20 protein-coding genes and 3 pseudogenes are annotated in these 26,040 nt (G+C 38.9%); 15 read left to right on the top strand and 8 right to left on the bottom strand.

Going from position 1 to position 26,040, the window contains the following annotated elements; genetic code table 11:
- Positions 1-68: 68 nt before the first annotated feature.
- The 4 genes and pseudogenes from sdaAB to QUF86_RS19460 all read left to right on the top strand — a co-directional run bounded on the left by sdaAB (position 69) and on the right by QUF86_RS19460 (position 3,530).
- Positions 69-731, top strand: a complete 663-nt coding sequence (gene sdaAB, locus QUF86_RS19475; RefSeq protein ID WP_289316396.1) for an L-serine ammonia-lyase, iron-sulfur-dependent subunit beta — start codon at positions 69-71, stop codon at positions 729-731.
- Between the two features lie 40 nt (positions 732-771).
- Positions 772-1,647, top strand: a complete 876-nt coding sequence (gene sdaAA, locus QUF86_RS19470; RefSeq protein WP_289335289.1) for an L-serine ammonia-lyase, iron-sulfur-dependent, subunit alpha — start codon at positions 772-774, stop codon at positions 1,645-1,647.
- Between the two features lie 592 nt (positions 1,648-2,239).
- Positions 2,240-2,341, top strand: a pseudogene (locus QUF86_RS19465) (IS1595 family transposase); the annotation flags it as partial.
- A gap of 802 nt (positions 2,342-3,143) precedes the next feature.
- Positions 3,144-3,530: an MFS transporter gene (locus QUF86_RS19460; RefSeq protein WP_353957672.1), complete on the top strand. Its 387-nt coding sequence runs from the start codon at positions 3,144-3,146 to the stop codon at positions 3,528-3,530.
- Positions 3,531-3,709: 179 nt separating this feature from the next.
- Here the strand turns inward: QUF86_RS19460 and QUF86_RS28935 are convergent.
- Positions 3,710-3,931 (bottom strand): annotated as a pseudogene (locus QUF86_RS28935) (IS6 family transposase); the annotation flags it as partial.
- A 215-nt stretch (positions 3,932-4,146) separates the two neighbouring features.
- On the opposite strand from QUF86_RS28935, the gene QUF86_RS19455 reads away from it, so the two are divergent.
- The 7 genes from QUF86_RS19455 to QUF86_RS19425 all read left to right on the top strand — a co-directional run bounded on the left by QUF86_RS19455 (position 4,147) and on the right by QUF86_RS19425 (position 12,895).
- Positions 4,147-5,139: a thiamine pyrophosphate-dependent dehydrogenase E1 component subunit alpha gene (locus tag QUF86_RS19455; protein WP_289335288.1), complete on the top strand. Its 993-nt coding sequence runs from the start codon at positions 4,147-4,149 to the stop codon at positions 5,137-5,139.
- 21 nt (positions 5,140-5,160) lie between these two features.
- Positions 5,161-6,195, top strand: a complete 1,035-nt coding sequence (locus tag QUF86_RS19450; RefSeq protein WP_289335287.1) for an alpha-ketoacid dehydrogenase subunit beta — start codon at positions 5,161-5,163, stop codon at positions 6,193-6,195.
- Positions 6,196-6,305: 110 nt separating this feature from the next.
- Positions 6,306-7,526, top strand: a complete 1,221-nt coding sequence (locus tag QUF86_RS19445) for a dihydrolipoamide acetyltransferase family protein (protein WP_289335286.1) — start codon at positions 6,306-6,308, stop codon at positions 7,524-7,526.
- A 16-nt stretch (positions 7,527-7,542) separates the two neighbouring features.
- Positions 7,543-8,925, top strand: coding sequence for a dihydrolipoyl dehydrogenase (gene lpdA / locus QUF86_RS19440; protein ID WP_289335285.1), 1,383 nt, complete (start codon positions 7,543-7,545; stop codon positions 8,923-8,925).
- Positions 8,926-8,968: 43 nt separating this feature from the next.
- Positions 8,969-9,745, top strand: a complete 777-nt coding sequence (locus QUF86_RS19435; protein WP_289335284.1) for an acetoin reductase — start codon at positions 8,969-8,971, stop codon at positions 9,743-9,745.
- Positions 9,746-9,965: 220 nt separating this feature from the next.
- On the top strand, positions 9,966-11,846 hold the full coding sequence (locus QUF86_RS19430) for a sigma-54-dependent Fis family transcriptional regulator (protein WP_289335283.1): 1,881 nt from the start codon (positions 9,966-9,968) through the stop codon (positions 11,844-11,846).
- A gap of 71 nt (positions 11,847-11,917) precedes the next feature.
- Positions 11,918-12,895: an NAD(P)H-dependent flavin oxidoreductase gene (locus QUF86_RS19425; RefSeq protein WP_289316387.1), complete on the top strand. Its 978-nt coding sequence runs from the start codon at positions 11,918-11,920 to the stop codon at positions 12,893-12,895.
- Between the two features lie 2,434 nt (positions 12,896-15,329).
- Here QUF86_RS19425 and QUF86_RS19420 read toward each other — a convergent pair.
- Positions 15,330-15,809 (bottom strand): hypothetical protein, encoded by a 480-nt coding sequence (locus QUF86_RS19420; protein WP_289335282.1) that lies wholly within the window; start codon positions 15,807-15,809, stop codon positions 15,330-15,332.
- Between the two features lie 579 nt (positions 15,810-16,388).
- Between QUF86_RS19420 and QUF86_RS19415 the strand changes: the two genes are divergently transcribed.
- Positions 16,389-17,420: an acyltransferase family protein gene (locus QUF86_RS19415; RefSeq protein ID WP_289335280.1), complete on the top strand. Its 1,032-nt coding sequence runs from the start codon at positions 16,389-16,391 to the stop codon at positions 17,418-17,420.
- A gap of 95 nt (positions 17,421-17,515) precedes the next feature.
- Here the strand turns inward: QUF86_RS19415 and QUF86_RS19410 are convergent, their stop codons facing one another.
- Positions 17,516-18,490, bottom strand: a complete 975-nt coding sequence (locus QUF86_RS19410; RefSeq protein ID WP_230163380.1) for a bile acid:sodium symporter family protein — start codon at positions 18,488-18,490, stop codon at positions 17,516-17,518.
- A 4-nt stretch (positions 18,491-18,494) separates the two neighbouring features.
- Complete coding sequence (locus tag QUF86_RS19405) at positions 18,495-19,883, bottom strand: FAD-binding oxidoreductase (RefSeq protein WP_289335278.1); 1,389 nt, start codon at positions 19,881-19,883, stop codon at positions 18,495-18,497.
- 533 nt (positions 19,884-20,416) lie between these two features.
- Here QUF86_RS19405 and QUF86_RS19400 point away from each other — a divergent pair.
- Entirely contained in the window at positions 20,417-21,163 is a 747-nt protein-coding gene (locus tag QUF86_RS19400; RefSeq protein WP_148358012.1) for a FadR/GntR family transcriptional regulator, read from the top strand.
- 234 nt (positions 21,164-21,397) lie between these two features.
- On the opposite strand, the gene QUF86_RS19395 is transcribed toward QUF86_RS19400, so the two are convergent.
- Entirely contained in the window at positions 21,398-21,577 is a 180-nt protein-coding gene (locus QUF86_RS19395; RefSeq protein ID WP_289335277.1) for a hypothetical protein, read from the bottom strand.
- A gap of 400 nt (positions 21,578-21,977) precedes the next feature.
- Between QUF86_RS19395 and QUF86_RS19390 the strand changes: the two genes are divergently transcribed.
- Both QUF86_RS19390 and QUF86_RS19385 read left to right on the top strand, forming a co-directional pair.
- Entirely contained in the window at positions 21,978-22,229 is a 252-nt protein-coding gene (locus tag QUF86_RS19390) for a cyclic-phosphate processing receiver domain-containing protein (RefSeq protein ID WP_289335276.1), read from the top strand.
- A gap of 589 nt (positions 22,230-22,818) precedes the next feature.
- Positions 22,819-23,880 carry a two-component system sensor histidine kinase NtrB gene (locus tag QUF86_RS19385; protein WP_483313925.1) on the top strand — a complete coding sequence of 354 codons (1,062 nt, stop codon included), beginning with the start codon at positions 22,819-22,821 and terminating at the stop codon, positions 23,878-23,880.
- Positions 23,881-23,966: 86 nt separating this feature from the next.
- Here the strand turns inward: QUF86_RS19385 and QUF86_RS19380 are convergent.
- The 3 genes and pseudogenes from QUF86_RS19380 to QUF86_RS19370 form a co-directional block, all read right to left on the bottom strand.
- Positions 23,967-24,110: pseudogene (locus QUF86_RS19380) on the bottom strand (spermidine synthase); the annotation flags it as partial.
- 269 nt (positions 24,111-24,379) lie between these two features.
- Positions 24,380-25,708, bottom strand: coding sequence for a 6-phospho-beta-glucosidase (locus tag QUF86_RS19375; protein WP_289335274.1), 1,329 nt, complete (start codon positions 25,706-25,708; stop codon positions 24,380-24,382).
- Positions 25,705-26,040, bottom strand: a complete 336-nt coding sequence (locus tag QUF86_RS19370) for a PTS sugar transporter subunit IIA (protein ID WP_289325113.1) — start codon at positions 26,038-26,040, stop codon at positions 25,705-25,707. Before QUF86_RS19370 ends, QUF86_RS19375 begins: the two co-directional genes overlap by 4 nt.

Below are 26,040 nucleotides of genomic sequence, written 5' to 3'. Positions count from 1 at the left end.
TGAAGAACAAAAGGCGGCATAATGAAGGCTGTTAAACAAATCTTTTCCCAGAAAAGGGGCATTGCACAATGAAATACAGATCTGCATTCGATATAATCGGTCCCGTCATGATTGGACCTTCAAGCTCACATACAGCAGGAGCTGCAAGAATTGGCAGAGTAGCACGGACACTATTCGGAAAGCAACCGAAGAAAGCCATTATTTCTTTATATGGTTCTTTTGCAAAAACATACAGGGGACACGGTACAGATGTTGCTGTCGTAGGCGGGATATTGGATTTCGATACGGATGATGAACGAATCCCTGCCTCTTTAACGATAGCGGCGGAAGCCGGTATGGAAGTTTCCTTTACAATCGAGGATACTGTGACGGATCATCCTAATACAGTCAAAATCAGACTGTTCGACGAAGATAAAGAATTAGAACTTGTTGGGATCTCGATTGGCGGCGGAACGATAGAAATAACGGAGTTGAATACGTTCAAGCTTAAATTGTCAGGGGAAAACCCAGCCATTTTAGTCGTGCATAACGATGTGTTTGGAATCATATCTTCCGTTTCGACAGTATTGGCGAATCATGAAATTAACATTGGGCATATGGAAGTTTCACGAAAAGAAAAAGGTCAAATGGCCCTTATGGTGATTGAAGTCGATCAGAAAATCAAGGGCGATGTCATGAAGGAAATTGAAGGATTGGAAAACGTGTCGCAAGTCATAAGGATGGTTGAATGATAATCATTAAAAGTGTTGACATAGATATGGAGGTAAAAACATGTTCCGAAATGTAGCAGAGTTGGTTGAACTTGCTGAAAGTAAACATGTAAAAATCGCGGAAATCATGATTTTACAAGAAATGGAGTTCTCAAGCCTGTCGAGAGAACAGATCATTGAAAAGATGGACAGAAATTTGACAGTGATGGAACAAGCGGTGGAAAGAGGTCTGAAAGGTGTGCAATCCGTTACAGGCCTAACGGGCGGAGATGCCGTTCTTTTGCAAAATTATATCAATTCGGGCAAGGCACTGGCAGGTAATCTATTATTGGATGCCGTCAGTAAAGCTGTTGCGACGAACGAAGTGAATGCAGCAATGGGAATGATTTGTGCCACTCCGACTGCCGGTTCTGCGGGCGTGGTTCCCGGTACATTATTTGCGGTGAAAGAAAAATTAAACCCGAACCGAGCAGAGATGATTGAATTTCTTTTCACTTCCGCTGCCTTCGGATTCGTGGTAGCAAACAATGCTTCCATTTCCGGAGCAGCTGGTGGCTGCCAAGCAGAAGTGGGCTCGGCAAGTGGAATGGCCGCAGCTGCGATAGTAGAACTGGCCGGCGGTACACCAAGCCAAGCTGCAGAAGCGATGGCGATCACATTGAAAAATATGCTTGGATTGGTTTGTGATCCAGTGGCAGGATTGGTTGAAGTTCCTTGCGTGAAACGTAATGCAATGGGTGCATCTAACGCGATAACGGCAGCTGATATGGCACTTGCAGGCATTACGAGCCGCATTCCATGTGACGAAGTTATCGATGCCATGTATAAAATAGGCTTGACCATGCCAGTTGCACTTCGTGAAACGGCAGAAGGCGGCCTTGCTGCGACTCCGACCGGACGTAAATTGGCAGAGGATATATTCGGTTCCTTTAAATAAACCTACACCTTAAGCTCGGTTATGAAATCATTTTGTCCTCAAAAGTTTGCTCTGTATTGCAATAGCATTGGAGAAATAAACAAAGTTACTTCTAGTTAAAAAATTGACTGATCAGGGATATAAGGCGAACCCACGCTTCGGTTACGGAACTTCTGGTTTCAGAGGAATCGGTTAAGTCATCCATTGTAGGACTGAAACCCTTTGATTATCAATCCTCGATGACGGATGCTGATTTTTTTATGAATTTAAGTTTACCATTGATTTTATTAACGTGGCTGCAAAGACACGGTTATTGTTAAAACATCACTCTTTTATGATGGAAGATTGATGATTTGAGCTTAATAATCAGCTGATGGGGCGTAAATAAAAAATAAAATGCGCTCCATACTATTTCTTATTAGACATAGTATATTGATAAACGGTATCCAATATATCAAAGACTGTCTTTTCACAAAGTGTTGGGATTTTTGCCAATTAAGGTAAAAAAGCAAAGTAGCATTTTTGCCGAATTTTAGTTTTTTTGTATATGTAAAGAATGAAGATTGTGAACGCGTCTTGTGGGATATCTTTCATTGCCGTATTAGTCAATCTTTGGCTTGAATTAGAAAAGAATCTGGCATTAAATAAACGTGTAGAACATATGATGATTTCGGCTTGCCAAAGATCCAACTATCGTACAGTTGAGATGTTAAAGATGTTAACGGGGTTAGTTCATAGAAAGCAAAAACCCTCAGAGCCTTTTCACTCTAAGCGTCATAATTAAAAGGGACCTTTATTCCATTAAAACCCCCGATAATTGAATAAAAAAATCAAATAAACAAGGATAAAAGATAATTAAAAGCTTTGAGTTCAATTTCCAGAAGTGCTAAGAGATAAATAGTCTGTCTGTGAAATAACATCTACTTCTTTTCCATCTTTTTCGTAAACGGTTAAACTACCTTCTTGCTCTTTTTTCTCCCAACCTCATAGTTTAATGATTGCTCGGTACCTTAAAGGCAGACCATTTTCTTCTGAAGATGGGCCCCAGTTATAAGCTTCTAGTTTACTCTTATTAGCTGTTATTTCAGCAGTTTTGGGTACTGGAAACCCCTCGGATTTTTCTGATTCCTCATAAGAAAAAATTATTAAGGGAATGCCAATTAATAAAGCAGTTAATGCAATTAACCCACCTACTATTTTTTTATTAATCTTTGATCATCCTTCCACTTTGTTTTTTATTGAATTCAAAATCACACCAAAATCTTCTAAATTTCTTCCTCCGTTAAACTGCCCTTTTGTTGAATAAGCTTCTGTATATACAATACCAAAAAAATTAATTCCCCCCTCGTCTTTTTATAGGTAACAATCCTTACGAAAAGAGCCTAAAGATTTAATAAAGATTCCAATTGTATGGCAGTTATCTATAATGTGGTTCGGGATGAGTACGCTTATATGGGGGACTTACTTCATGGATACCTCCTTATCTAGTAGGAGAAAGTGGCCTTGACCTACTTTCCATGGGTATGCTTACCTCCATTCCAGCACTTACTGACGCGATCGGTATTATAATAGGCGGTAAACTCGTCCAGTCCTACTTGAGTGGAAAGGAAAAGTATCTGGCTATTGTAAGATCTATCTTGGTCATTTTGTTGCTGTATTTAATATTCAACGCACCATCCGTTACTCTTGTCATTACGTTTCAGACTTTGTGTACAATTTTTCACGGCCTCGTTTTTGCCACTATTTTTGCCTTGCCGCATAAAATATTTTCAAAGAATAATATTGGATTGGCAATCGGGGTTATTAACCTTGGTGGGATGATCGGCGCATTCCTAGCACCGATGGTAATGGGTTATTTAATTGAAACATTCAACGGATCCTATACATCAGCTTTCATTATTTAATCCTTTGCGCTTTTTGACCATCATTACAGCAGTGGGGCTAAATATGAAAAAAGGTCTTTCCGTCTCAACGATCCAATGGTAATAAGCAGCGGAAAATAAACGTGATTTCAAGGACAACTTGCACTCGAATCCATAGATAATGTGAACTGGTTTTGGTGCACTACTCAATATAGAGGTACTGTTATAAATGACTTGAACTCCAACGCAGAACGCACGCGCTTCTTAATAAAACGAAGACCTAGTTCCATTTTATCTAACTTGATCTTGCCTTAGCTGGATGCCTTCAAGCAGGGTAGCAGGTTTCTTATATACTGCTGTTATTACGCTAGGCTTAGAAAGGTACGAAAGACCAAGGCTTTTTTGAAAAAGCGTTTGGCTGCTTGTTTATCTCTTGATTTACTTCCTTGGAGGAAATACTTTACTGCAAAGAAGGGAGATTCTCAAACGAGTGATTGTATATTTATTAAAAAACGAGACAAAACGAGACAACAATCTCATTTTGTCTCGTTTTGTTTCGCCTGAAAATAGATAATTCCTAATTTTAACTGCCTCCCATTTTGGCACGGCATTTGCAATATATAAAATTGACTCATAATTAATGATTGGGGGCTGAAAAATGGAAACGGTTCAATCGAATGAAATAAAGTTATCACAGGATAAGGCCTATTGGATGTACAAAAAAATGCTGGAGATCAGAAAATTCGAAGACCAAGTTCATGAATCATTTGCAAAGGGGATTTTACCAGGGTTTGTCCATTTGTATGCTGGGGAAGAAACGGTGGCTGTCGGAGTATGTGCCCACCTATCCGATAAAGACAGCATTACAAGCACTCACAGGGGTCATGGCCACTGTATTGCCAAAGAATGCGACCTAAACGGAATGATGGCAGAAATCTATGGGAAAGTGACTGGGCTTTGCAAAGGAAAAGGCGGTTCCATGCATATTGCCGATTTGGATAAAGGGATGTTAGGTGCGAACGGGATAGTCGGTGGAGGCTTTCCGCTCGCATGCGGTGCAGCATTAACTGCCAAATATAAAAAGACGGATCATGTAAGTGTTTGTTTTTTTGGTGATGGTGCCAATAATCATGGGACATTCCATGAAGGGATAAATCTGGCGGCAATCTGGAAGCTACCCGTTATATTCATCGCTGAAAATAATGGGTATGGGGAAGCCACGCCTTTCAACTATGCTTCAAGCTGTAAAACGATAGCCGATCGTGCGATAAGCTACAATATCCCGGGTGTCCGAGTGGATGGGAAAGATGTATTGGCTGTGTATAAGGCTGCTGAAGAAGCCGTTCAGAGAGCTCGCAGGGGAGAAGGCCCATCATTGATCGAATGCGTTACTTATCGTAATTATGGACACTTCGAGGGAGATGCACAGAAGTATAAAAATGAACAAGACAAAAAGGAGCATAAACAAGAGAAAGATGCGATTGCCCTGTTTAGGAATCACTTACTCATTCAGAATCTGCTGGCGGAAAAAGAACTGATTTCTCTTGAGAGTGCCGTTGAGGAATCTATTAAACAGGCCGTTAAGTTCAGTGAAGATAGCCCGTATCCAGAGGCATCCGATTTATTAAACGATGTTTATGTATCCTATTAAACCATAAAAGGAGGAATTGAGATGAGTAGAAAAATCAGTATGTCACAAGCAATAAATGAAGCAATGGCCATGGCAATGAGAAAAGATGAAAATGTCATCCTTATGGGAGAAGATGTCGCCGGCGGTGCAGAGGTTGATCATTTACAGGATGACGAAGCATGGGGTGGTGTATTAGGTGTTACAAAAGGATTGGTTCAAGAGTTTGGCCGGGATAGAATTCTTGATACACCCATTGCGGAGGCAGGATATATGGGAGCGGCCATGGCAGCCGCTTCGACAGGCTTACGACCGATTGCCGAGTTAATGTTCAACGATTTCATTGGCAGCTGTTTGGATGAAGTATTGAATCAAGGTGCGAAGTTCCGCTATATGTTTGGGGGAAAAGCACAGGTTCCCGTGACGATCCGTACGATGCATGGTGCAGGATTCAGGGCGGCAGCTCAGCATTCACAAAGCCTTTATGCCTTGTTCACAAGCATTCCTGGATTGAAGGTCGTCATTCCTTCATCCCCCTATGACGCAAAAGGACTCTTGCTTTCAGCCATTGAAGATAATGACCCTGTCATCTTTTTTGAAGATAAAACGCTATATAACATGGTAGGAGAGGTCCCGGAAGGCTACTATACAATTCCGATTGGCAAAGCCGAAATTAAAAGGAAAGGCTCGGATTTGACGGTCGTTGCCATCGGCAAGCAAGTTCACACGGCAATGGAGGCAGCTGAAAAACTTGCAGTGAAGGGCATTGAAATTGAGATTGTAGATCCAAGGAGCTTGTCACCACTGGATGAGGAATCAATTCTCTCCTCTGTGGCAAAAACAAATCGTTTGATCGTGATCGATGAAGCGAATCCAAGATGCAGCATGGCAACGGATATTGCCGCATTGGTTGCGGATAAGGGATTTGACACTCTCGATGCGCCAATAAAAAGGATTACTGCTCCACATACACCTGTACCTTTTTCTCCACCGCTAGAAGATATTTACCTTCCAACATCAGAAAAAGTGATACAAGTCGTTTCAGAATTATTAGGGGAGCCTTCCATTCTTAGGGTGTAATTAAATCAATAATGATGCATGCTCCAGCTTTTTCGCATAGAACTGCAAAAGTGGGAGCAACAAAACCAATAATGGACACAGAAAACAAATTCTGAAGGGAGGAAATTGATATGGCGGTCGAAGTGGTAATGCCAAAATTGGGCATGGCAATGAAAGAAGGCACTGTTTCGTTATGGAGTAAGGAGGTTGGCGATCCAGTTGAAAAAGATGAAGCAATAGCCAGCATCAATTCGGAGAAAATAGAAATGGATATTGAATCTCCAGCGGATGGTACCATCCTGAACATAGTTGTTCAAGAAGGACAAGGTGTACCCCCAGGAACCGTTATCTGTCATATTGGAAATCCGAATGAAAAAATTATCAGCAATGAACCTGTTACTGAAGAAACCGAGCCGAAAATTCATGAACAAGAAAAGCCGAAAACAAAAGAGTCACCCATTTTGCCAATGGGCGATCGATTGATGATCACACCTGTTGCGCGAAAAATGGCACAGGCAGCAAATCTTGACATTGAGAAAATTCAAGGCACCGGGCCAGGCGGAAGAATCACTAAAGAAGATGTACAGAAAGTAATTGAGAAAAGGGATTTCATATCGGTAAATACAGAAGAAAGAAAAGTAAACCCCCACCCTACTTTAGAGAGTTCGCAGCAGATTCCTGTGACCGGAATGAGGAACATCATTGCTACACGTATGAAAGAGAGCTTGCAAAGCAGTGCCCAATTAACTCTAACGATGAAAGTTGATGTCACTGATCTAGTCATTTTGCAAAAACAGGCTACTGAAACGCTACAAAAACATGAATCAACTAAATTGACGATAACGGACTTTGTTGCCAAGGCTGTCGTGCTATCACTTAAAGAGCATCCTAAAATGAATAGTGCTTATATTGAAGATAACATCATTTTGTATGAACATATCCACCTTGGATTAGCGGTGGCCTTGGAAAATGGACTCGTTGTTCCCGTCATAAGAAATGCCGAAAGTTGTACCCTAAAGCAGTTATCGAATAAGGGCAAGGAATTGGCCCGGGGTGCACGTGACGGTCAATTGCCAATTGAAGACATGCAAGGGTCCACTTTTACAATCAGTAATCTGGGGGCATATGGCGTTGAGCATTTTACACCGATTCTCAATACACCGGAAACGGGGATACTTGGAGTTGGCTCTGCTTATGATACCCCCCGTTATATTGGCAAAGAACTGGAGAGGAGAACGATCTTGCCACTCAGTTTAACTTTTGATCACCGTGTACTCGACGGGGCACCCGCTGCTGCCTTTTTACAAACACTAAAACGGTATTTAGAAGAGCCGATCACCGTGATTTTATAGAAAAGGAGGGAAAGCCTTGAATCGTATAGCTATTATAGGCGGAGGTCCTGCTGGGTATGTAGCTGCAATCACTGCTGCCCAGCAGGATAAGGAGGTCATATTGGTAGTCGATGGGCCATTGGGGGGCACCTGTTTAAACGAAGGCTGCATGCCAACGAAGTCATTATTGAAATGTGCCGATACGTATGACTTGGTGAAAAATGCCGGGCAAATGGGAATTCGCCTGCCCATCAATTCGATTGAAGTCGATTGGGAAACCGTACAGGAACGAAAGAGAGATGTCATATCTAAACTAGTGAACGGCATTCGATATTTAATGAGTAAGAACAAAATAAAAGTCATTCAGGGAAGAGCGTCTATCCTGACGAGCAATCGACTGCGGATCGAGAACGGAAATAATAATGAAGAGATTGCAGCAAGTAAGATCATCATTTCAACTGGGTCCGAACCGATTCCCTTACCTTTTGCGCCGTTTGATGGTGAATGGATCATCCACAGTGGCCATGCCATGTCACTTCCTGGCATTCCCGATTCGCTGCTAATTGTCGGAGGCGGCGTCATCGGATGTGAATTTGCCAGTATTTATAGCAGGATGGGCACCAAGGTTACCGTTATCGAAATGGGGGAAAAGCTGCTTCCGGGGGAAGATGATGATATTACGAGCATCTTGCATGGAGAATTGAAAAACCAAGGTGTTACGGTCTATACCTCCACATCTGTCAAAAACATCAATGCAACCAGTAAGACAGTATTTTTGGAGAAAAGCGATGGCAAATTGGAAGAACTTCATGCTGATTACGTACTCGTATCAATAGGGAGAAAACCAAGAGTGAATGAAATGGGCTTAGAGGGAAACGATATTGATTTTTCCCGACATGGCATCTCGGTGGATGATCGAATGCAAACAAGCAATCCATCGATTTATGCCTGTGGTGATGTGATAGGGGGCATACAACTTGCCCATGTTGCTTTTCATGAAGGGCGAGTGGCGGCTCTGAATGCCTGTGGTCAATTTGCACAAGTGAATTACCGGGCAATCCCTCGCTGCATTTATACCTCCCCGGAGATTGCTAGTGTAGGCTTGACTGAAAAAGAAGTGCGAAAAGTATACGGCGAGATTAAAGTTGGTGAATTTGCTTTTTCGGCAAATGGGAAAGCTATCCTTTCCAATAAACCGGTAGGAAAGGTCAAAGTTCTAGTGAACCCACAATATAATGAAATTCTAGGTTTTTCCATTATTGGTCAACATGCAACAGAATTGATTGGTCAAGGAACGGTCATGCTGCATGCAGAAATTACGGTAGATATGATGGAAGATTTAGTAGCGGCGCATCCAACCTTGTCGGAATCCATACATGAGGCACTACTAAACGTTGTTGGTCAAGCTGTCCATTCTTAAAACTATTATTGGATATATACTTTCAACTGAAGGGGGATTTTGTATGGCTAGCGGTCAACGAACGGCGGTTGTCACTGGAGCAGGACGTGGTATCGGACGTGCCATTGCTTTAAGATTGGCTCAAGATGGATTGAATGTGATGATTAACGACGTCAATTTGGATACAGCTGAATCGGTCGTAAATGAGATTAGGGAACTGGGACGTGAAAGTTTTGCCGTTAAAGCGGATGTAAGTAAAAGACAGGAAGTCTTCGAAATGGTTGATCAAGTTGTGAATCGTTTTGGACGACTGGATGTTATGGTTTCCAATGCAGGAATTGCTCAAATAAAGCCTCTATTGGAAGTAACTCAAGAAGACCTAGAACAGATTTTCAATATAAATGTCAACGGTGTCCTTTATTGCCTGCAAGCCGCTGCTGAACAAATGAAAAAGCAAGAAGGCGGGAAAATAATAAGTGCTGCCAGCATCGCCAGTTATAAAGGCTTCAGCTTGCTTGGTACATACTCTGCCACAAAATTTGCCGTGAGAGGCATTACACAAGCGGCAGCACAGGAGTTGGCCCAGTTTGGCATCACTGTGAATGCATACTGTCCAGGAATTGTCGGTACGCAAATGTGGGAGTTAATCGATGAAAAAATGGGTCAATATATGAATCTTGATAAAGGGGAAACTTTCAAAAAGTTTACTGATTCCATAACCTTGGGACGCTCCGAAACCCCAGAAGATGTAGCGAAGTTCGTATCTTATCTCGCTTCACCTGATTCTGATTATATGACAGGGCAATCCATCATGATTGATGGAGGGGTCATTTTTTCATAAACCAGCCAATATATATTGATAGAGAAGCTTCATGTGTTTATACACATGAAGCTTTTTTGGTAAACTCAATCTATATATTGTAAGCGGATACATAATCTACTATAATTAAATGGACCTCGATTAACATCCTTTTATATTACTCCTTGGTATTTTCCCTGTAGATTGACTAGATATATTTTCGCTTTTGAAGGTTCAAACCAAATGATTAGAGGAGGATTATATGCTATCCACTAGTTGTTATCTTCGTACATGGGAACGCTTTGTCAGTGAAGGGGTTCTCGATTCAAATCGCCTGAACAAGCGAATCATGGAATCTTGGCATCGCTGCAAAAAAGATCAAGTCAACCCGTACCTTAATAAAGGGAAGCACATTTTGACGAATGAATCATTGGAAATTCAAAGAGAAAAAAACTCATTCCTGCTGGAAGTGGCATCACCCCAATTATCAAGGATGGATAAATCGATAAAAGAATCGGGAATGATGGCTTTGTTAGTCGATCCCGATGGATATGTCCTATCACTTTCCGGAAACGAGAAAATCCTAAATGAGGCAGGCAAAATAAATTTTGTGGAAGGCGTACGATGGACGGAGGGTGAGGTCGGAACGAACGCAATTGGAACAGCTTTGAAAACGGGTGAAGCCGTTATGATCCAAGGTACTGAACACTATTCCATTGCCTCACATAAATGGAGTTGCTCTGCTAAGCCCATTTTAAATGAAGACGGTAAGATATTGGGCGTTTTGGATATATCTTGCCCAGTGGAATATTTCCATCCATCCATGCTGGGTATGGTAGCCAATTTAGCTTATACGATCGAACAGGAAATGGGAGTGCGTTCCTATAAAAAGGAGCTTGCACTGACCCAGCACTCGATAGAACTTGCAGAAACCTATCCAGATCTGCCTTTTATCGTTTGTAATCAAAAAGAAATGATCATATCAGCCAGCAAACAGGTTCGCAAAAAAATTCCTCAATCCTTTGGCATGGCATTGGCCGAACTATTAAATCATGGATATCGAATCGTTAAGGAAAACCCGCTTCTATCTAAAGAAGATAATAGGATTTCCGGTAAGTGTATATTCTTATCAGAGAATCATGGTCATAAAACCATTTTTCCTGCTTCATTGCCATCAGAAGTGTTTGACTTCAAAGGGGAAAAAGGGATTAGTGAATCCTTTCAAAACACATTACATAAAGTGAAGCTTGTTGCACCGACAGAAGCCAATGTATATATACATGGTGAAACTGGGGTCGGAAAAGAGCTAGTTGCCATGGCTATCCATGAAAATGGCTCTCGTAAAAATGGTCCGTTCATCACGATAAATTGCGGAGCCATCCCTAAAGATTTAATGGAGAGTGAATTATTCGGGTATGTTGATGGGGCTTTTACAGGGGCTAAACGGCAAGGGCACAAAGGGAAGTTCGAGCAGGCAAATGGAGGGACCATTTTTCTCGATGAAATCGGTGAAATCCCTCTAGCGATGCAAGTTGCCTTACTGCGTGTACTTCAGGAAAGAAACATCGTTCCAATCGGTGGCACAAAAAGCATTTCATTGGATATTCGCATCATCACTGCAACGCACCGTAATCTTGAAGAGCTTGTCAATGAAGGGTCCTTTCGTAAAGATTTATACTATCGGTTGAACGTTTACCCCATTCATGTACCTCCCTTAAGGGATAGGATTGAAGACATTCCTTATCTAGTGAACTACTTGTGTTCGGAGAATAAATGGAATATTCCATTAACGGAAGAATTATTGAATCGTTTAAAGGATTATTATTGGCCAGGCAATATTAGAGAACTGCAAAATGTACTTCAGCGATTGACCATCTTACTTGCAGAAGGACCTCTGGATTATGTTAATGTGTTGAATTCCATGCGTTCACAGCCCGTTACCCGGCATGAGGATTTCCCTCCATTTGAGGAAGGCGATAAAAAAGGCTTCAAGGAAAATGAACTGACGATCCGTGAAAAAATTCAACGGGATCTAATGTTAGAGGCATTACAAAAATCAAGAGGAAATGTCACTGCTGCAGCAAAGTTGATGGATATACCAAGAAGTACATTTTACAAGCGGCTCCATAAGTATGGTTTATAGTCCGGGCAACGTGCATTATCTAAAAACGAATGATTAATAGAAATCCAGGAAAATCGAAAGGGGTAGGGCAATTGAAAACGAGAATTACTGAATTATTGGGGATTGAATATCCGATTATTTGCGGCGGGATGTTTCAAGTTGGACGAGCCCCGCTCGCAGCCGCTGTTTCAGAAGCGGGGGGACTAGGCATCATCACTTCGAAAACACAGGTGACACCAGAAGGTCTTCGTGATGAAATACGTAAAGTGAAAACTTTGACCAAGAAACCCTTTGCTGTCAACCTGAACCTGTTTCCAAGTCAAACGGCAACCCCGAATGATCAGTTCATCGATATTTTGATTGACGAAGATGTAAAAATTGTTGAAACGAGTGGCCGAAGCCCAGAGAGTTTAATGCCCAAACTTAAAGAGCACGGCTTTACCGTGATACATAAGGTAGCGAACGTCAAAAACGCCATATCGGCAGAGAAATTAGGTGTCGATGCCATTATTATTGTAGGGAATGAAACAGGCGGGCATCCTGGCATGGGGGATGTAGGTACGCTTGTCATGCTCCCTAGAGCCGTTGACTCTGTTACTATACCTGTGATAGCAGGCGGGGGATTTTCAGATGGCAGAGGTCTCATTAGTGCATTGTCACTCGGTGCTGAAGGTATCGTCATGGGGACTCGCTTCATGGCAACCAAAGAAGCGCCCATTCATGATAACGTGAAGAACTGGATGGTATCAGCCAATGAAATGGATACGGTTGTCATCCAACGGAATATAGGGAGCCCATCGCGTGTAGCATTAAATGCCGTCAGTAAAGAAGTGGACAAACTTGAAAGTGAAGGGGCCACTATAGAGGAATTAATTCCTCTAATTACGGGACAAAGAAGCAAAAAAGTATACTTTGAAGGAAATTTAGATGGAGGCATCTGGTCGTGTGGTCAATCCGTAGGACTGATAAAAGAAGTATTGACTGTCAATGATTTATTAAAACAAATCGTCCAAGAAGCAAAAATCTCGTTCGAATTCATCCAAAACCGAGTCGAATCCATTCGAACATGAAAAAACTATCTTTCAAAATGAACCATGAGATCCTTTTGATCTCATGTTTCATTTTTATCTCTGGAGATATATGGTTCCATATGTGTCAAGTCATAGGCTTATTCAAAATTAAGGGTACGAACTAAAGGGAGCATAATCATTGTTTAATACAGAAAGTGGAAGGACCGTCTGGTTTATTCACCACACTAAGGCAAAAAGCCAATTCAAGAAGGAAATCGGGTACTTAAATCATTTATCATACTTGCTAACCAACTTAAAGGAATTTCTTAAAAAAGATTGACCGATTATTTTTATTGGCAATTATTATTTATGAAGTAATCTGATGTAAATGAACCAAATAAATAGGCTGTGAAAGTTGCGCGAATAGAGTTTACTATATTACTCCCTTTAATCTGACTATACCTTAGTGCTTTATACAATTCTTATGACATCTGGCATGTGCCTATAAGCTGCTTTGATTCCTGAACTTTGCTTCACTTTGAATCATTTTTTATAAAATGTAAAAAGCGAAGTTAATCTTTACGATTTATATATAAATGAATTCTACTCAAGATACCAGAAAACTTATTTGCTAAAAGTGGATAGTTTTTCAAAACAACGATTTGAAGGTTTACATTATAACACATGGCAGTTTCATATTGATTCATTGCATGTTGGACTTATGAAAGCTGTCAAAACTTGTTTTTGTCCTTAATATCGCAATACTTTCCATTTAAAAAATAGATTACACAACAGAGCAGATTGATCATCATTGAATTAAGGTTTTTAATCATTTATAAATGGTATTAATTCGTGCTATAACTATAAGTTAAATTAAGAAGTCTTTTAGGGGATTTTGTGGCTAAATAGCGGATCCCATCATCACTTTCAGTAATAAAGCGGAATTTAAAGTAAAAAACCTATTGAGTCGTCATTAGGATGAACTATATTAATATAACTTTTTATAAGTGTTAACCCGTGATATTTCTCATTTTACCGTTTAATTTATATATCAGAATAATAAAATGGGCAGATTAGGTCTGTTGGGGAGGTTAATTTAGATCAATATAGATTATGTAGATAACGATTCTTATAGTCTCGTCTAAAAATATGTCTTAAGGAAAGGAATCTGCAAAATGAAGAAAAAGATTAATTGGGCACTCGCCATAGCAGTGTTATTGATAGGTGGGGGAATCATTTATTAATTCATAACTATGTCACAATACAATACTACTGAAGATTTATACGGATTTCCTATACCTAGAAATGCTGAATTGGTTCATATAAATGAACGAGGGAAAAGGTATAATTGGTCAAGAGCATCAGAAGAAAACGGCATTCCATATCGATATGAATTAGCCCTTAAAGCGGATGGATGGAAAAAGGGGGAAAGTGAAGGAGCTTCGGTTTTTTACAAGAAGGGTAATAATACAATAGATCTAATTACTACAACAAGTTAATTAGAGATCCTGAGAGTAAAATGACTAAGTATGGTAAATAATAAATGAACTAAAGTGTACTAATTAAATAGTGGAAATGGCGTAAAACAGAATATGTTAGCATTTAACAGAGAAATTAAGGTTCAAATAAAACAGGGAATTAAATGACATTAGACATAACTAATTGTAATTAACTTATATCCAAGAAATCTGTATGCCAATGTTTATCTTTACTATAAAATATGAAGATCAATCATTTTTTCACTAAACTGTATTGATACTTATTAAAAGTTTTAAAAGTATTAATACAGTTAACTGCAATTAGATAAAATGGTTATAAATAAATATTAGTAATGGTTTCATTTAAAAATTCGCATTCCGTCTCACTAAGTTAAGTATTCTTAAGATATGAGACAAAATTAACATTAAAATTATTACTTCCTATAATATATATTATGTAAACTAGAATAAAATATAATAGTACCAAATGGTCACATCTTCAAGTTCCTATAAGATTCATTATTGTCCCCTAACTTGGCTCAAGTTGACTATAATATTCATTGCTGCTTCAGATAACTCTCTATTCTCATCTATGATTAAGTGTGAGTGCAGATTGTAAAATTGTTTTCTTGCAGCTGTGTTCATGAACAACATCACACCAGCGGGACTAATGGTGTTGTCTTTCTCAATACCTAGAAGTAATCCAAATTCATCTTTCCTGAATCCAGTAATAAATACATCAGTGTACTTATAGTTGATTACTTTAATCCAATCCTATGAACGTTTTAAGAAAAAGGTTGCCTCAGCAACCTCCCTTATTTAAGTAAAGCACAAAATGGATAAGTTTCCCTAGCCAGCTCATTTTACTCGTTTTCGTTTGGCTACTTAATTCGGTTACTACCATTGAAAAATCCGACTTCATAGCACTGAGCATCCGATTCACTAACATCCTCCATCCATTTCTTGCGATTATATACAATTTTTGTTCATCTAGAATAGAATTAAACTGTTTCTATTTATTTTTCCTTTTCCCATTCGATTTCGTTTTCTTCCGCCAAGGTTTTGAGATCCACTTGATACTGCCTCATCATTTTACGCGCTTTTGATAATTTTTGATTCGCTTCGTCTATCTTTTCACGATCTTGTTCTTCGATTGCAGAAATGACCGTCAGGAATGCACTGTGCTGAAGGTTCGCCGCTTCTATAAAATCTTCATGAACCGTTTTTATTTCTTTTTCTTCAATTTCGACCGCTTCTAAATCAGTGATGAAAGATTGGTATTTCGGCTGGACTTCATCGACGAGTGCGGCATACATTACTTCATCATTCGTATAATTATCGCCCGTGACACTTTCATACCGTGCAATCACTTCGCTTTCTTTTTCTGCAAGCGGTGGCAAATCCTCGTTTATATAACTCAACAATTCCTCCTGCATCGGGTTCCCGCATCCCACCAAGAGAAGAATTAACAAGCTTCCTCTAAACAGCCTTTTCATCAACAACACCCCTCCATCATTTTTATTCATTCCCTGCCTTGTCTAATGAAAAGAAAAAATGAAAATATAAAAAAACGCCCATTGGACGTTTTACATGTTGACGATGAAATCTAAAATCTGATTGAACAGGTATAAAACTTATCTAATGATTTATCCTATTTATTACATTTTCCATTGTTTTATTCCCCCAGTTTCTCTTGAAGAATTTTTATTCAGTCATCCTTGCTGTAAGAAATCATTAGTAGTTAATAACCTATTAGGCATCCCTTTTCCCACTTATTATTCTTAGTTAGAGCATCCCCCTTTTCTACTGAATGGTTAAAGCTTCACGTTCAATATCCTAAGTTGTTAAGATACGCCTGGTAACTATTACTTCGAACAAGAAGTTGACTGCCTATTTGGCATACATATGACTATCCGCAAGGTGATGCACTACTACTTGAGTAACAGACCACCCTCCTTTAAGTCACTTACAGGATCTCGTAATTGAATTCAGAAAGAGAAAAATAAAAATCTCTTGGGTGTACATAATATAGGGGATAACCAATGATAGTAAAAGTGTTATGAAAGGGTGAACAAATGGAAAGAAATAACGCGATTGACTTTATTAAATTTTTTGCAATATTTTCCGTTGTAGTCATCCATGTATTCCCAAGGGATAACCAGATTGGTCTATTTATTCTCGACAACTTCTCAAGGTTTGCGGTGCCATTCTTCTTTACTGCATCTGGTTATTTGTTCGGTAAAAAGATCATGCATACAAGGGATTCCATAGATTATTTTAAAAGGTATATTATAAAAATCTTAAAACTGTATGTATGCTGGCTCTTCTTTTATATGATGTATGATGTTCTTATTCTTTATAAAGTTGCTACAGATGCACCAAAGGAATTTGAGCAATACATTAATCAATTTTCATTTCTTGACCTTATATATTATGGAACTGGGACTAGCGGATACCAATTGTGGTTTTTAACCGCATTAATTTGGAGTGTTATCATTCTATTCGTTTTTTTAAAGTTAAAAAAAGTGAAGCTTCTTTTAATCATCAGCCTAATTTTAAACTTGTTAGGTCTTTTCGGACAATCGTATTCGATGTTCTATGATTTTCCTCTAAGTACACGGGATGCTTTATTCATTGGTCTTTTTTATACAACTTTGGGCTTCTTCTTTGCGTATAATAAATTCTTTGAAAAGTCAAAATCAATAACAGCCAAAACCTACCTATTATTAATTTTTATCTTCTTTACTGTCCAAGTGTTAGAAGGATACTTATTGGAAAAGGTATTATCTGGAAGTCACGGAGAATATTTTATATCTACTATCTTTTTAACTACATTTCTTTTTTTATTTGCATTAAATAATACTACATTGGGGAAGGATTTGTTCATTACTAAAGTAGGAGGAAGAGCCCTAGGTATATACATTGTTCATGTAGTCTTCATCAATATTTTTGATTTGATTTTATCGGCATTAAAAATGGATCGTATATCTGACAATTTATTCTTAAAACTATTTGAGACACTCCTTATAATTTCTATGTCGTACATATGTTATGACCTACTTCAATATTTCAAAAGGCGTTTAAGCAAACTGATAAAAACCAGTTAGTGGAAAGTTAGAAACCCTTTACTTTGTGATGGGAGCTTATAGGCAGCAAAAAAAATCCCTGCTGGGAGCATGGGATCTTTTTTCAATTAATATTATTAAAACTTGGTCTCCACCGGAGGGACTGGCGCTTCCTCTATACTGTCGCCAGCAGACTTTTTTGACCAGTAAGTCGCGAGAATTGGTCCGGATATGTTGTGCCATGCAGCAGCCAGGACGCTTGGAAGTGCTGCCAGAGGGCCGAAATGTGCAGTAGCAAGCGCAACGCCTAACCCTGAGTTCTGCATGCCTACTTCAATCGAAATCGCTCTTCTATTCACTTCATCAAGTCCAAGTACTTTTGCTGCTAAGTATCCAAACAGAAGCCCAAATCCATTGTGAAGCATCACGGCAGTGAAAATAAGGAACCCGGATGTAGCAATGCTAGCTGCATTGCCTGAGACTACTGCGCTTACAATGGTAATGATAGCTGCTACAGAAATAAGTGGTAAAACGGTTAAGCCTTTTTCAACTATTACAGGAAAAAAGCGCTTAATGGCCAAACCTAAAACAATCGGAAGAAGGATGACTTGTATAATGGACTTAAACATATCAAAAAAATCAACCGGCATCCATTGTCCTGCCAGCAAAAGTAGAAGCAGTGGTGTCATGATTGGAGCCAGTAAAGTGGATACCGAAGTCATAGCTATCGACAAAGGTACATTACCTTTTGCCAGATAAACCATAACGTTAGAGGCTGTTCCGCCTGGTACACAGCCGAGCAAAACCAAACCTGCAGCTAATTCTGCTGGCAAATTCATGAGTTTCGCAATAAGAAATGCCACAGATGGCATGATGATAAACTGGGCGCAAACTCCAATTATCACGGGCAGTGGTTTAGTAATGATGATTTTAAAATCAACGGCTTTTAAAGTAAGTCCCATTCCAAACATGACAACGCCAAGCAATATTGTAATATATCCCCCCAATCCCAAAAATGGCTCTGGGAAAATAAAGGCAATGACGGATATTAAGATAACCCAAACAGCAAAATATTTTCCGGCTAATGCACTGAATGCTTCTAATACTTTCATTTCATCACTCTCTTTCTTGCATTAATATTTTACTAGGATTTAATAAATTATCTGGATCAAGGGCTACTTTAATTTTTTCCATCACAAACAGAGAGTTCCCATGTTCTTTTTTCTGATATTTTTGTTTACCGACCCCAACTCCATGTTCTCCAGTGCATGTTCCCTTACGCTCAAGGGCATATAGGACAATTTGTTCGTTTAGCTGTTCAGCTCTTTTAACCTCTTCTTGATTTTTGTTATCAATCATTAAGAGCACGTGATAGTTCCCATCGCCTACATGGCCGACGATACCACCGGTAAGGCCTAGGAAATCAACAGCTTCCCTTGCATTATGAATTGCACCAGACAGCTCTGAAATCGGAAGGCATACATCAGTCACCATCAGTTTTTTTCCAGGATTGCCTTGAATATAAGCATAGGCAAGATTATGGCGAGCTTCCCATAGGCGGTTCCTGGCAGCGTTATCTGTCTCAAATTCAATATCGAGACAATTATGTTCTGCTACTATTTCTTTAGTGAACTCTACATCTTGCTCCAACCCTGCTTCATTTCCATGAAACTCCAAAAATAGTGTAGGCGCTTCGTTATAGCTTGTATCACTATAGAGGTTAACCTGCTTCATTGATGGTTCATCGACAAGTTCCACCCTTGCAATTGGAACACCTGACTGCAAAATGGATACGACAGCTTCTACCGCATGGTTCAATGCCGGAAATGATGCTCTTGCCGCCATAACGTGCTCAGGAATTCCGTAAACTCTCAATGTCAATTCCGTAAAACAGCCAAGCGTTCCCTCAGAACCAACAAAAAGACCGTTTAGATGGTAACCTGATGATGATTTAGCGGCCAAATTGCCAGTATGTATAATGGAGCCATCTGCAAGAACCACTTCAAGATCACGGACTTGGTCACGCATCACACCGTATTTAACTGATGTCGTTCCACTAGCATTTGTTGCCGCCATTCCGCCCAGAGTAGCATCAGCTCCCGGATCCACAGAAAAAAACAAACCGTATTTTTTCAGTTCTTTGTTCAGTTGCGATCGAGTTACGCCAGGCTGAACCTTTACGAGAAAATCGTTTTCACGCACTTCAAGGATTTTATTCATTAGTGAAAAATCAATAGTTATGCCATGATGGTACGGTATGATATGCCCCTCGAGGCTTGATCCCAATCCAAAGGGAACCATCGGGATTTTGTACTTATTTGCCAATTTCACAATTTCACTAACTTGCTGTGTTGTTTCTGGAAATACAACAATATCGGGAAGACTTACAGCATGATATGACTCATCTCTGCCATGCAATTCTCTTACTGTCTGGTTTTCTGTTACTTGATTTTCCGAAAGAACTTCCTTTAAAGCGTTGATCAAATTTACACTAGCCGCTTCCATTCAATTCTCCTTCTTTCTGCTATAACATCTGTTTTTGTCATATTAAAAGCTTTGGTCACACAATAACCAGAATTGGTTTCTTCTTCAATTCTTCAACTGTAGTATTGATAGACTTTTTCCCCCTCCTTAATAGCTTAAAAATGATATCGCTTCCATTTTATTTTACAATTGGTCTAACCAATTTTAATTATACTAAATTTTTTGACTTTTTCAATAATTATCCATGTATTACTTTTCTCTATAAGTAAATGCTTATTTTGTAAGTGATTATAGATGATTTCCATTTTTATAACGAAAAACAAAATCGCCTTCAATTGCCAAAGAACGTGATTGAGTGAAACTAAACAATTATATATTTTCAATATTGGTCTAACCAATTTAAATGTCTGATTTTTTTTACAATTATTTTATTTTGATTATAATATTGCGATTATCCCCTTGCTTCATAAATGAATGCTTGTTAGAATGATTCCACTAATAGTCAGTCGTACCCACATGTTTTATGGTTGTTATGGAAGGATGTGAAGGAAGTAATGGATTCTATACCAGTTAAATCCCCCAAAGTGTACGAAATCATCTTCAATCAAATTAAGGAATCTTTTATTAGCGGTGAATTGAAACCTGGAGATAAATTACCCCCTGAGCGGGAGTTATCCAATCGTTTTAAAGTGAGTCGAACATCAATCAGAGAAGCCCTTCGAGTATTGGAGATTAACGGAGTAATTGAGGTCAGACCTGGTGATGGGACATTTATCAGACAATCTGATGTTCAGTTACTTATCGAACAGCTATCCACTTCAATCATCAAGGCTGATGACAACATGGTCTATGAAATGCTTGAAGTCCGTCGAGTAATTGAAACCGAGTGTGCTTTTCTTGCTGCACAGAGAGCAAACTCTCTAGATTTACAAAATATTCTTAAAGCTCTAGAAGAAATGGCACGGTCGGAACATGATGAAGAATTAGGCTTGCGAGCAGATCTGCTATTTCATTATAGTATCGCACAAGCCACAAACAATTCCATATTTGCTGGATTAGTCCATACCCTTAGTGATCAAATGAAAGATACCATTCGTGCCACCAGACGGCATCGTTTCGCAAAACCAGGTCATTTTCAAGAAACACTTCAAGAACATAAAGAAATTTACTATTCTATCGCATTAAAGGAAGCTGACAAAGCCAAGCAACTAATGGATGCCCATATCATTCGTATTAGAGAACAGATGGCCACGGCTACACTTGAAAGCATTGGAGATGATGCCAAAATTGATGCTTATTAAAATGAAAAAGATCATCATTGCAATGCTGTAGGTGATAAATAAAGTTCCGCTTGCAATATAACTAACCAGAACATGGAGGTATACCTCTTAAATTATTAGCTAATTGATGTTTTATCGGAGACCAATTAATAGAGACTACTTGCCCATTAAAAAAGCGCCTTTCACAGAGGGCGCTAAGCTTGTTATTTATAGTTAATAGTTGATTCCCTATATATAATAGAGTAAATGTTAGATTTACCCTTTTGATATAGTGAAGGAATCAACGTTACATTCTTTTAAAGCATCATCAATTAATGAAAGCTGATCATTAATCATCGATAAGTAGAAAATATGATAGTCATTTATTTTTTCCTTTAACTCCAACAGCAGCGTTTTGTCCCTTAGCAGAAGGTAAATCTCGTCTGGATGTAACATATCACTTCTCCTTATAGTTAGGATATTACCTTTCACCCTAATTATTACAATTATTAACTTTTGATTAGATGTTCTACACCATAATTCTCAAGGGTAATTAAGAAGAAGTTTCTTAATAGTCCTAGGACTATACGCTAGTTATAACAAACCATACCACCTTGTTTCATAAAGGGTTGGTTTAGGACAGTTCCTTCATTTTGAAGTAAAGACCCGATAGTTTAGAAGCACAACGAATAGTATAAAAAATATTTATTAAAAATGTTGTCATATTTATCCTTTAACGTCGAATATGCCACCTTTTTACATTGTTGTGTTAGACTAGATATATAAAACCATATTTATATTGGGGTTATTTGACTTTTTATTGTCCTCCTTGTATAAGGGAAGGAGTGTATAAGAAATGGAGAAAATTAGCGTTTTTCTGAATGACTATCGGAATGCACCCGATGGCTATGTGTTAGTCGAGACTATTGATGAATGTATAGAGCTATTGCATAACTTTGATATTGAACATCTCTCTTTGGACCATGTTTTATTAAATAAAACTAGGAATGGTTTTATGCTTGTTCAAAAGATGGTTAAAGAAAAACTATTTGCTAATCGCGTTACCATTCACTCTGCCAATTCACTCTGCCAATTCAGTTGGCGGTAAAGCTATGTACAACTGTTTAAAACAAGCCCAACGAGATTTTACAATGCCCCCCTGCCATTATTGTATCCTTAAGACCACTGCCCCTCAAATTCTTCCCGTCAAGGGTTCTACAACATTATATTGAAATTAGGTAAACTCTTCTCAATTACTTTTCATCAATTCATCACTTTCTCGATATATCCAGGATTAATGACCATTGATCTAAGGCTTCCTTCAGATTCCGTATCACCGCGTCCCCCCCTAATCTTTGACTAATGGTTCCTCATCCCATCTCTATAGCATTTTATCACCAAGCAAATGTTCATGCCTGGCACACAAAAAGTCGAGACTTCATTATATTGAGGTCTCGACTTTTCGTGTTTTAAATAATTTTTAAAGTTCTTCCTTATGTCATAATTCCCTGTGATTTCTTATGACATTTCTAACAACTTGTGCTTTTAATAAATTCTTGGCTTCTTCAACATTGAGGAATGATTTACATTCTTGAATAAATGTAACAAAATAATTAAAAAATAACTCAAAAAATTTGTATTTCAGTTAGGGATGTTTCCTGATATACTATTGGGAATAAGAAAACGGAGTGATTTACTTGGAATTAAAAATTGGATCACATGAACTAGACTTCCACCAATTGATAGAATACTCCCTAAATTCAATTTGGATTGTTGGAGAAGAAGGGAAAATCCTATACTGTAATAGAGCTTGTTTGGAATTGCTAAAGTTAGATTCTCCTGAGGACATTTTATATAAAGACTTGTACGCTTTTCTTCCACCAGAAATCCATGCTGGTTGTAAAGAACGATTAAATAGGGTTCTCGAAAATCAAGAAATAGTTGAACTGGCAGAACAAAAAATGATTTGTGGTGATGGAGATATCATCAATATTGAAGTTACAGCTGCCCCTTTTTATTTAAAAGACATACCCTTGGCTCAAGTCATTATTCGAAACATTACAGATCGTAAAAGAGCAGAAAGAGCAGAGATTCTTTTGAAAGAAAGAGTGAAATTAGCATCAATCGGTCAAATAGCTGCCGGGATTGTTCATGAAGTTAAAAACCCTCTTACAACAGTAAAGGGATTTTTACAGCTATTAAAAGAATCCCAGCCTCATCCTTATTTTGATACGATTGAAACTGAATTAGAAAAAGCGTTAGAAACTCTGCAAAATCTATTACAAGTTTCTAAACCAGATTTACATGAGGAACCTATTGTTCCCATTGATTTATGTAAGGAGTTAGCTTCTATTTTGTTTTTATTCCAAGAACAACTTTATAAGGTGGAAATAGAATGGGCGTTAAGGGATACAGAGAGAAAAGTTGTTGGAAAGAGAAATTTATTTCTAAAAGCCTTTTTTAACCTGTTGAAGAATGCAATTGAGGCAATGGATGAGATTCAAGGCAAGCGGAAAATAAGAATTGAACATTATTATAAAACTGGACAAATTCATATAAAAGTGAGTGATACAGGAGTAGGGATATCTGAAGATAAATTAAAGATGCTAGGAACACCTTTCTTTTCCACCAAAAGCGAAGGAACAGGTTTAGGTCTAACTCAAGTTTTTACAACGATACACAAACATGGAGGAAATATCTCAGTTCAAAGTGTAGTTGGAAAAGGAACTACCTTTCATGTTCAGCTTCCTGTTAAATAAAAAAGGTTTTCTATATAAAATTAATGACGACAGTTTTTCCATGGGTTTCGCCTTGAATTTCTTTGCTGCCATATGAAAGCCTTGTCACCAAAAGAAGGAATGATTGTGTGGTAACTCATGACTTCGAACCCAACACTCCCGATAGTCCGTCCTATACTCCAATAAACGAGCGGGGCATCGTCCGGTGAATTGGATTGACAAACAAGTACGCCATCATTTTCAAGGAAACTGTAGTCATTTAGTAAACAGATATTACTGCTGTTAATCTGGTTATCCATTGTACATAAAACAGAACAAGCAAAGAATCAAACCACAGAAGGTTATTTGTTCTAAAAAAATAGATGACTTCCTGATCAGAATCGAACAGGAAGTCATCTATTTTGAATTATTAATTTAGAATGTAATAACTTGTAATGCCGAGGTCATCCTTTCCTGCTAAAAAACTTTTCAGAATCATCCTCTGTAAAGATTACCTTTAAAAACATCCCATTGATTCAATTCAAGATTTCACTTCATTAAAAAATTGTGGCAGGTCTTCCTTATGCGCTTCGAGCATTTCATCCAATATTTTTTTGGCGATGGTATCTGATGGTACCAAAGGATTTATGGTCATCGCCACCAAAGCTGTATGATAATCTCCTGTGACAGCCGCTTCAGCAGCCATTCTTTCAAAAGATTTAATTTGCTGGACCAATCCCCGGACTGCCACTGGCAGGTCGCCGATGGCAATCGGTCTTGGCCCCTCTTTGGTGATCAGACAGTTAATCTCAATGGCCGATTCATCTGGAATACTCGCTATCGCTCCGTTATTGCGTGTATTGACTGGCTGTATATCCCGTTTATCATTATAAATCGAATTGATGAGGCTGCAGGCAGCTTCGCTGTAATACGCTCCACCGCGTTTTTCCAGTTGAGGTGGTTTAACATTAAGTTCAGGATCCTTATACAACTCGAATAGTTCTTTTTCCAGTTGTTGAACGACCTCTGCCCGCGTTCCATTTGTTGCTGAAGATTCCTTTTCTTCGGCGAGCATTTCATCGGTCTTGTAATAATAACGATGGTATCCGCAAGGAATAATGCCCATTCCTTTAATGAAATCACGATCCCAGGCAAAGCCCGCAATGTTTTTCATCGTCATTTCATTTTCCGGATTCCCAAGAGCCGCTATTACTTTATCCTTCACGCTTTTTCCGTCCACATATACATCTAATCCGAATACCATATGATTCAATCCGGCAAAATCTACTTGGACCCTGTCTGGCTCTACATTCAGAGCTTTTGCTATACCCATTTTCATCCCGATGGGAACGTTGCATAAACCCACAACCTTTTTGATATTGCTATATCTTAAGACTGCCTCCGTAACCATTCCAGCTGGATTGGTGAAGTTCACAAGCCAGGCATCCGGACAAAGCTCCTCCATATCTCTGCAGATTTCAAGTATGACTGGTATGGTCCTAAGTCCTTTGAAGAGACCTCCTGGCCCATTTGTCTCCTGTCCGATTACATCATATTTTAACGGAATCCTTTCATCCTTAGCTCTTGCGTCAAGTAATCCGACCCGGAATTGGGTCGTTACAAAATCTGCATCCTTCAATGCTTCGCGCCTGTTAAGCGTTAAGTTGATATCGATAGGCAGACCTGCCTTTTCAACCATTCTTCTTGCAAGATTCCCTACGATTTCCAGTTTTTCATTTCCCTTGTTAATGTCAACGAGCCAGATTTCACTAACGGGAAGTTCGTCATACCGATTGATAAAACCTTCAATTAGTTCCGGCGTGTAGCTGGAACCCCCGCCTATTGTCACGATTTTTATACCATTCTTCAAAATGACACCCCACCATTCTTATTTTGTCTCATTTCCCGATACATTCTGATCATTTCCGCTACTAGGTCACTTATCGTCTCGGCACTCATCATTTGATCCTCTGCATGCATAAGAAGAAGGGAGATTTCCACCTTTTGACCTGATGCCTCCTGCTGGATAAGCCCTGCATGGGCATGGTGACCTTCAAGCATATGAGTCCGGGATTCTTTCAGTTTTTTCTCGGCCGATTCATACCTTCCATCTCTTGCCTCATACAAAGCTTCCATGATCAAGCTCTTTGCGGTTCCTACATTGCTGATAATTTGAAATGCTACAGCTTCCATTCCTTCCAT

This window comes from Peribacillus sp. NJ11 (assembly GCF_030348405.1).
Classification (GTDB): domain Bacteria; phylum Bacillota; class Bacilli; order Bacillales; family DSM-1321; genus Peribacillus.
Note: the sequence above shows the minus strand (reverse complement) of the source record. Positions and strands in the feature narration are given on the sequence as shown.

Excerpts from the sequence above, each read along its gene's own strand:
- QUF86_RS19400 (WP_148358012.1), top strand. The coding sequence starts at position 20,417 with ATGGATTCTATACCAGTTAAATCCCCCAAAGTGTACGAAATCATCTTC.
- QUF86_RS19450 (WP_289335287.1), top strand. The coding sequence starts at position 5,161 with ATGAGTAGAAAAATCAGTATGTCACAAGCAATAAATGAAGCAATGGCC.
- sdaAA (WP_289335289.1), top strand. The coding sequence starts at position 772 with ATGTTCCGAAATGTAGCAGAGTTGGTTGAACTTGCTGAAAGTAAACAT.
- QUF86_RS19420 (WP_289335282.1), bottom strand. The coding sequence starts at position 15,809 with ATGAAAAGGCTGTTTAGAGGAAGCTTGTTAATTCTTCTCTTGGTGGGA.
- QUF86_RS19455 (WP_289335288.1), top strand. The coding sequence starts at position 4,147 with ATGGAAACGGTTCAATCGAATGAAATAAAGTTATCACAGGATAAGGCC.
- sdaAB (WP_289316396.1), top strand. The coding sequence starts at position 69 with ATGAAATACAGATCTGCATTCGATATAATCGGTCCCGTCATGATTGGA.
- QUF86_RS19370 (WP_289325113.1), bottom strand. The coding sequence starts at position 26,040 with ATGGAAGGAATGGAAGCTGTAGCATTTCAAATTATCAGCAATGTAGGA.
- QUF86_RS19430 (WP_289335283.1), top strand. The coding sequence starts at position 9,966 with ATGCTATCCACTAGTTGTTATCTTCGTACATGGGAACGCTTTGTCAGT.
- QUF86_RS19390 (WP_289335276.1), top strand. The coding sequence starts at position 21,978 with ATGGAGAAAATTAGCGTTTTTCTGAATGACTATCGGAATGCACCCGAT.
- QUF86_RS19435 (WP_289335284.1), top strand. The coding sequence starts at position 8,969 with ATGGCTAGCGGTCAACGAACGGCGGTTGTCACTGGAGCAGGACGTGGT.
- QUF86_RS19410 (WP_230163380.1), bottom strand. The coding sequence starts at position 18,490 with ATGAAAGTATTAGAAGCATTCAGTGCATTAGCCGGAAAATATTTTGCT.
- QUF86_RS19460 (WP_353957672.1), top strand. The coding sequence starts at position 3,144 with ATGGGTATGCTTACCTCCATTCCAGCACTTACTGACGCGATCGGTATT.
- QUF86_RS19415 (WP_289335280.1), top strand. The coding sequence starts at position 16,389 with ATGGAAAGAAATAACGCGATTGACTTTATTAAATTTTTTGCAATATTT.
- QUF86_RS19395 (WP_289335277.1), bottom strand. The coding sequence starts at position 21,577 with ATGTTACATCCAGACGAGATTTACCTTCTGCTAAGGGACAAAACGCTG.
- QUF86_RS19405 (WP_289335278.1), bottom strand. The coding sequence starts at position 19,883 with ATGGAAGCGGCTAGTGTAAATTTGATCAACGCTTTAAAGGAAGTTCTT.
- QUF86_RS19445 (WP_289335286.1), top strand. The coding sequence starts at position 6,306 with ATGGCGGTCGAAGTGGTAATGCCAAAATTGGGCATGGCAATGAAAGAA.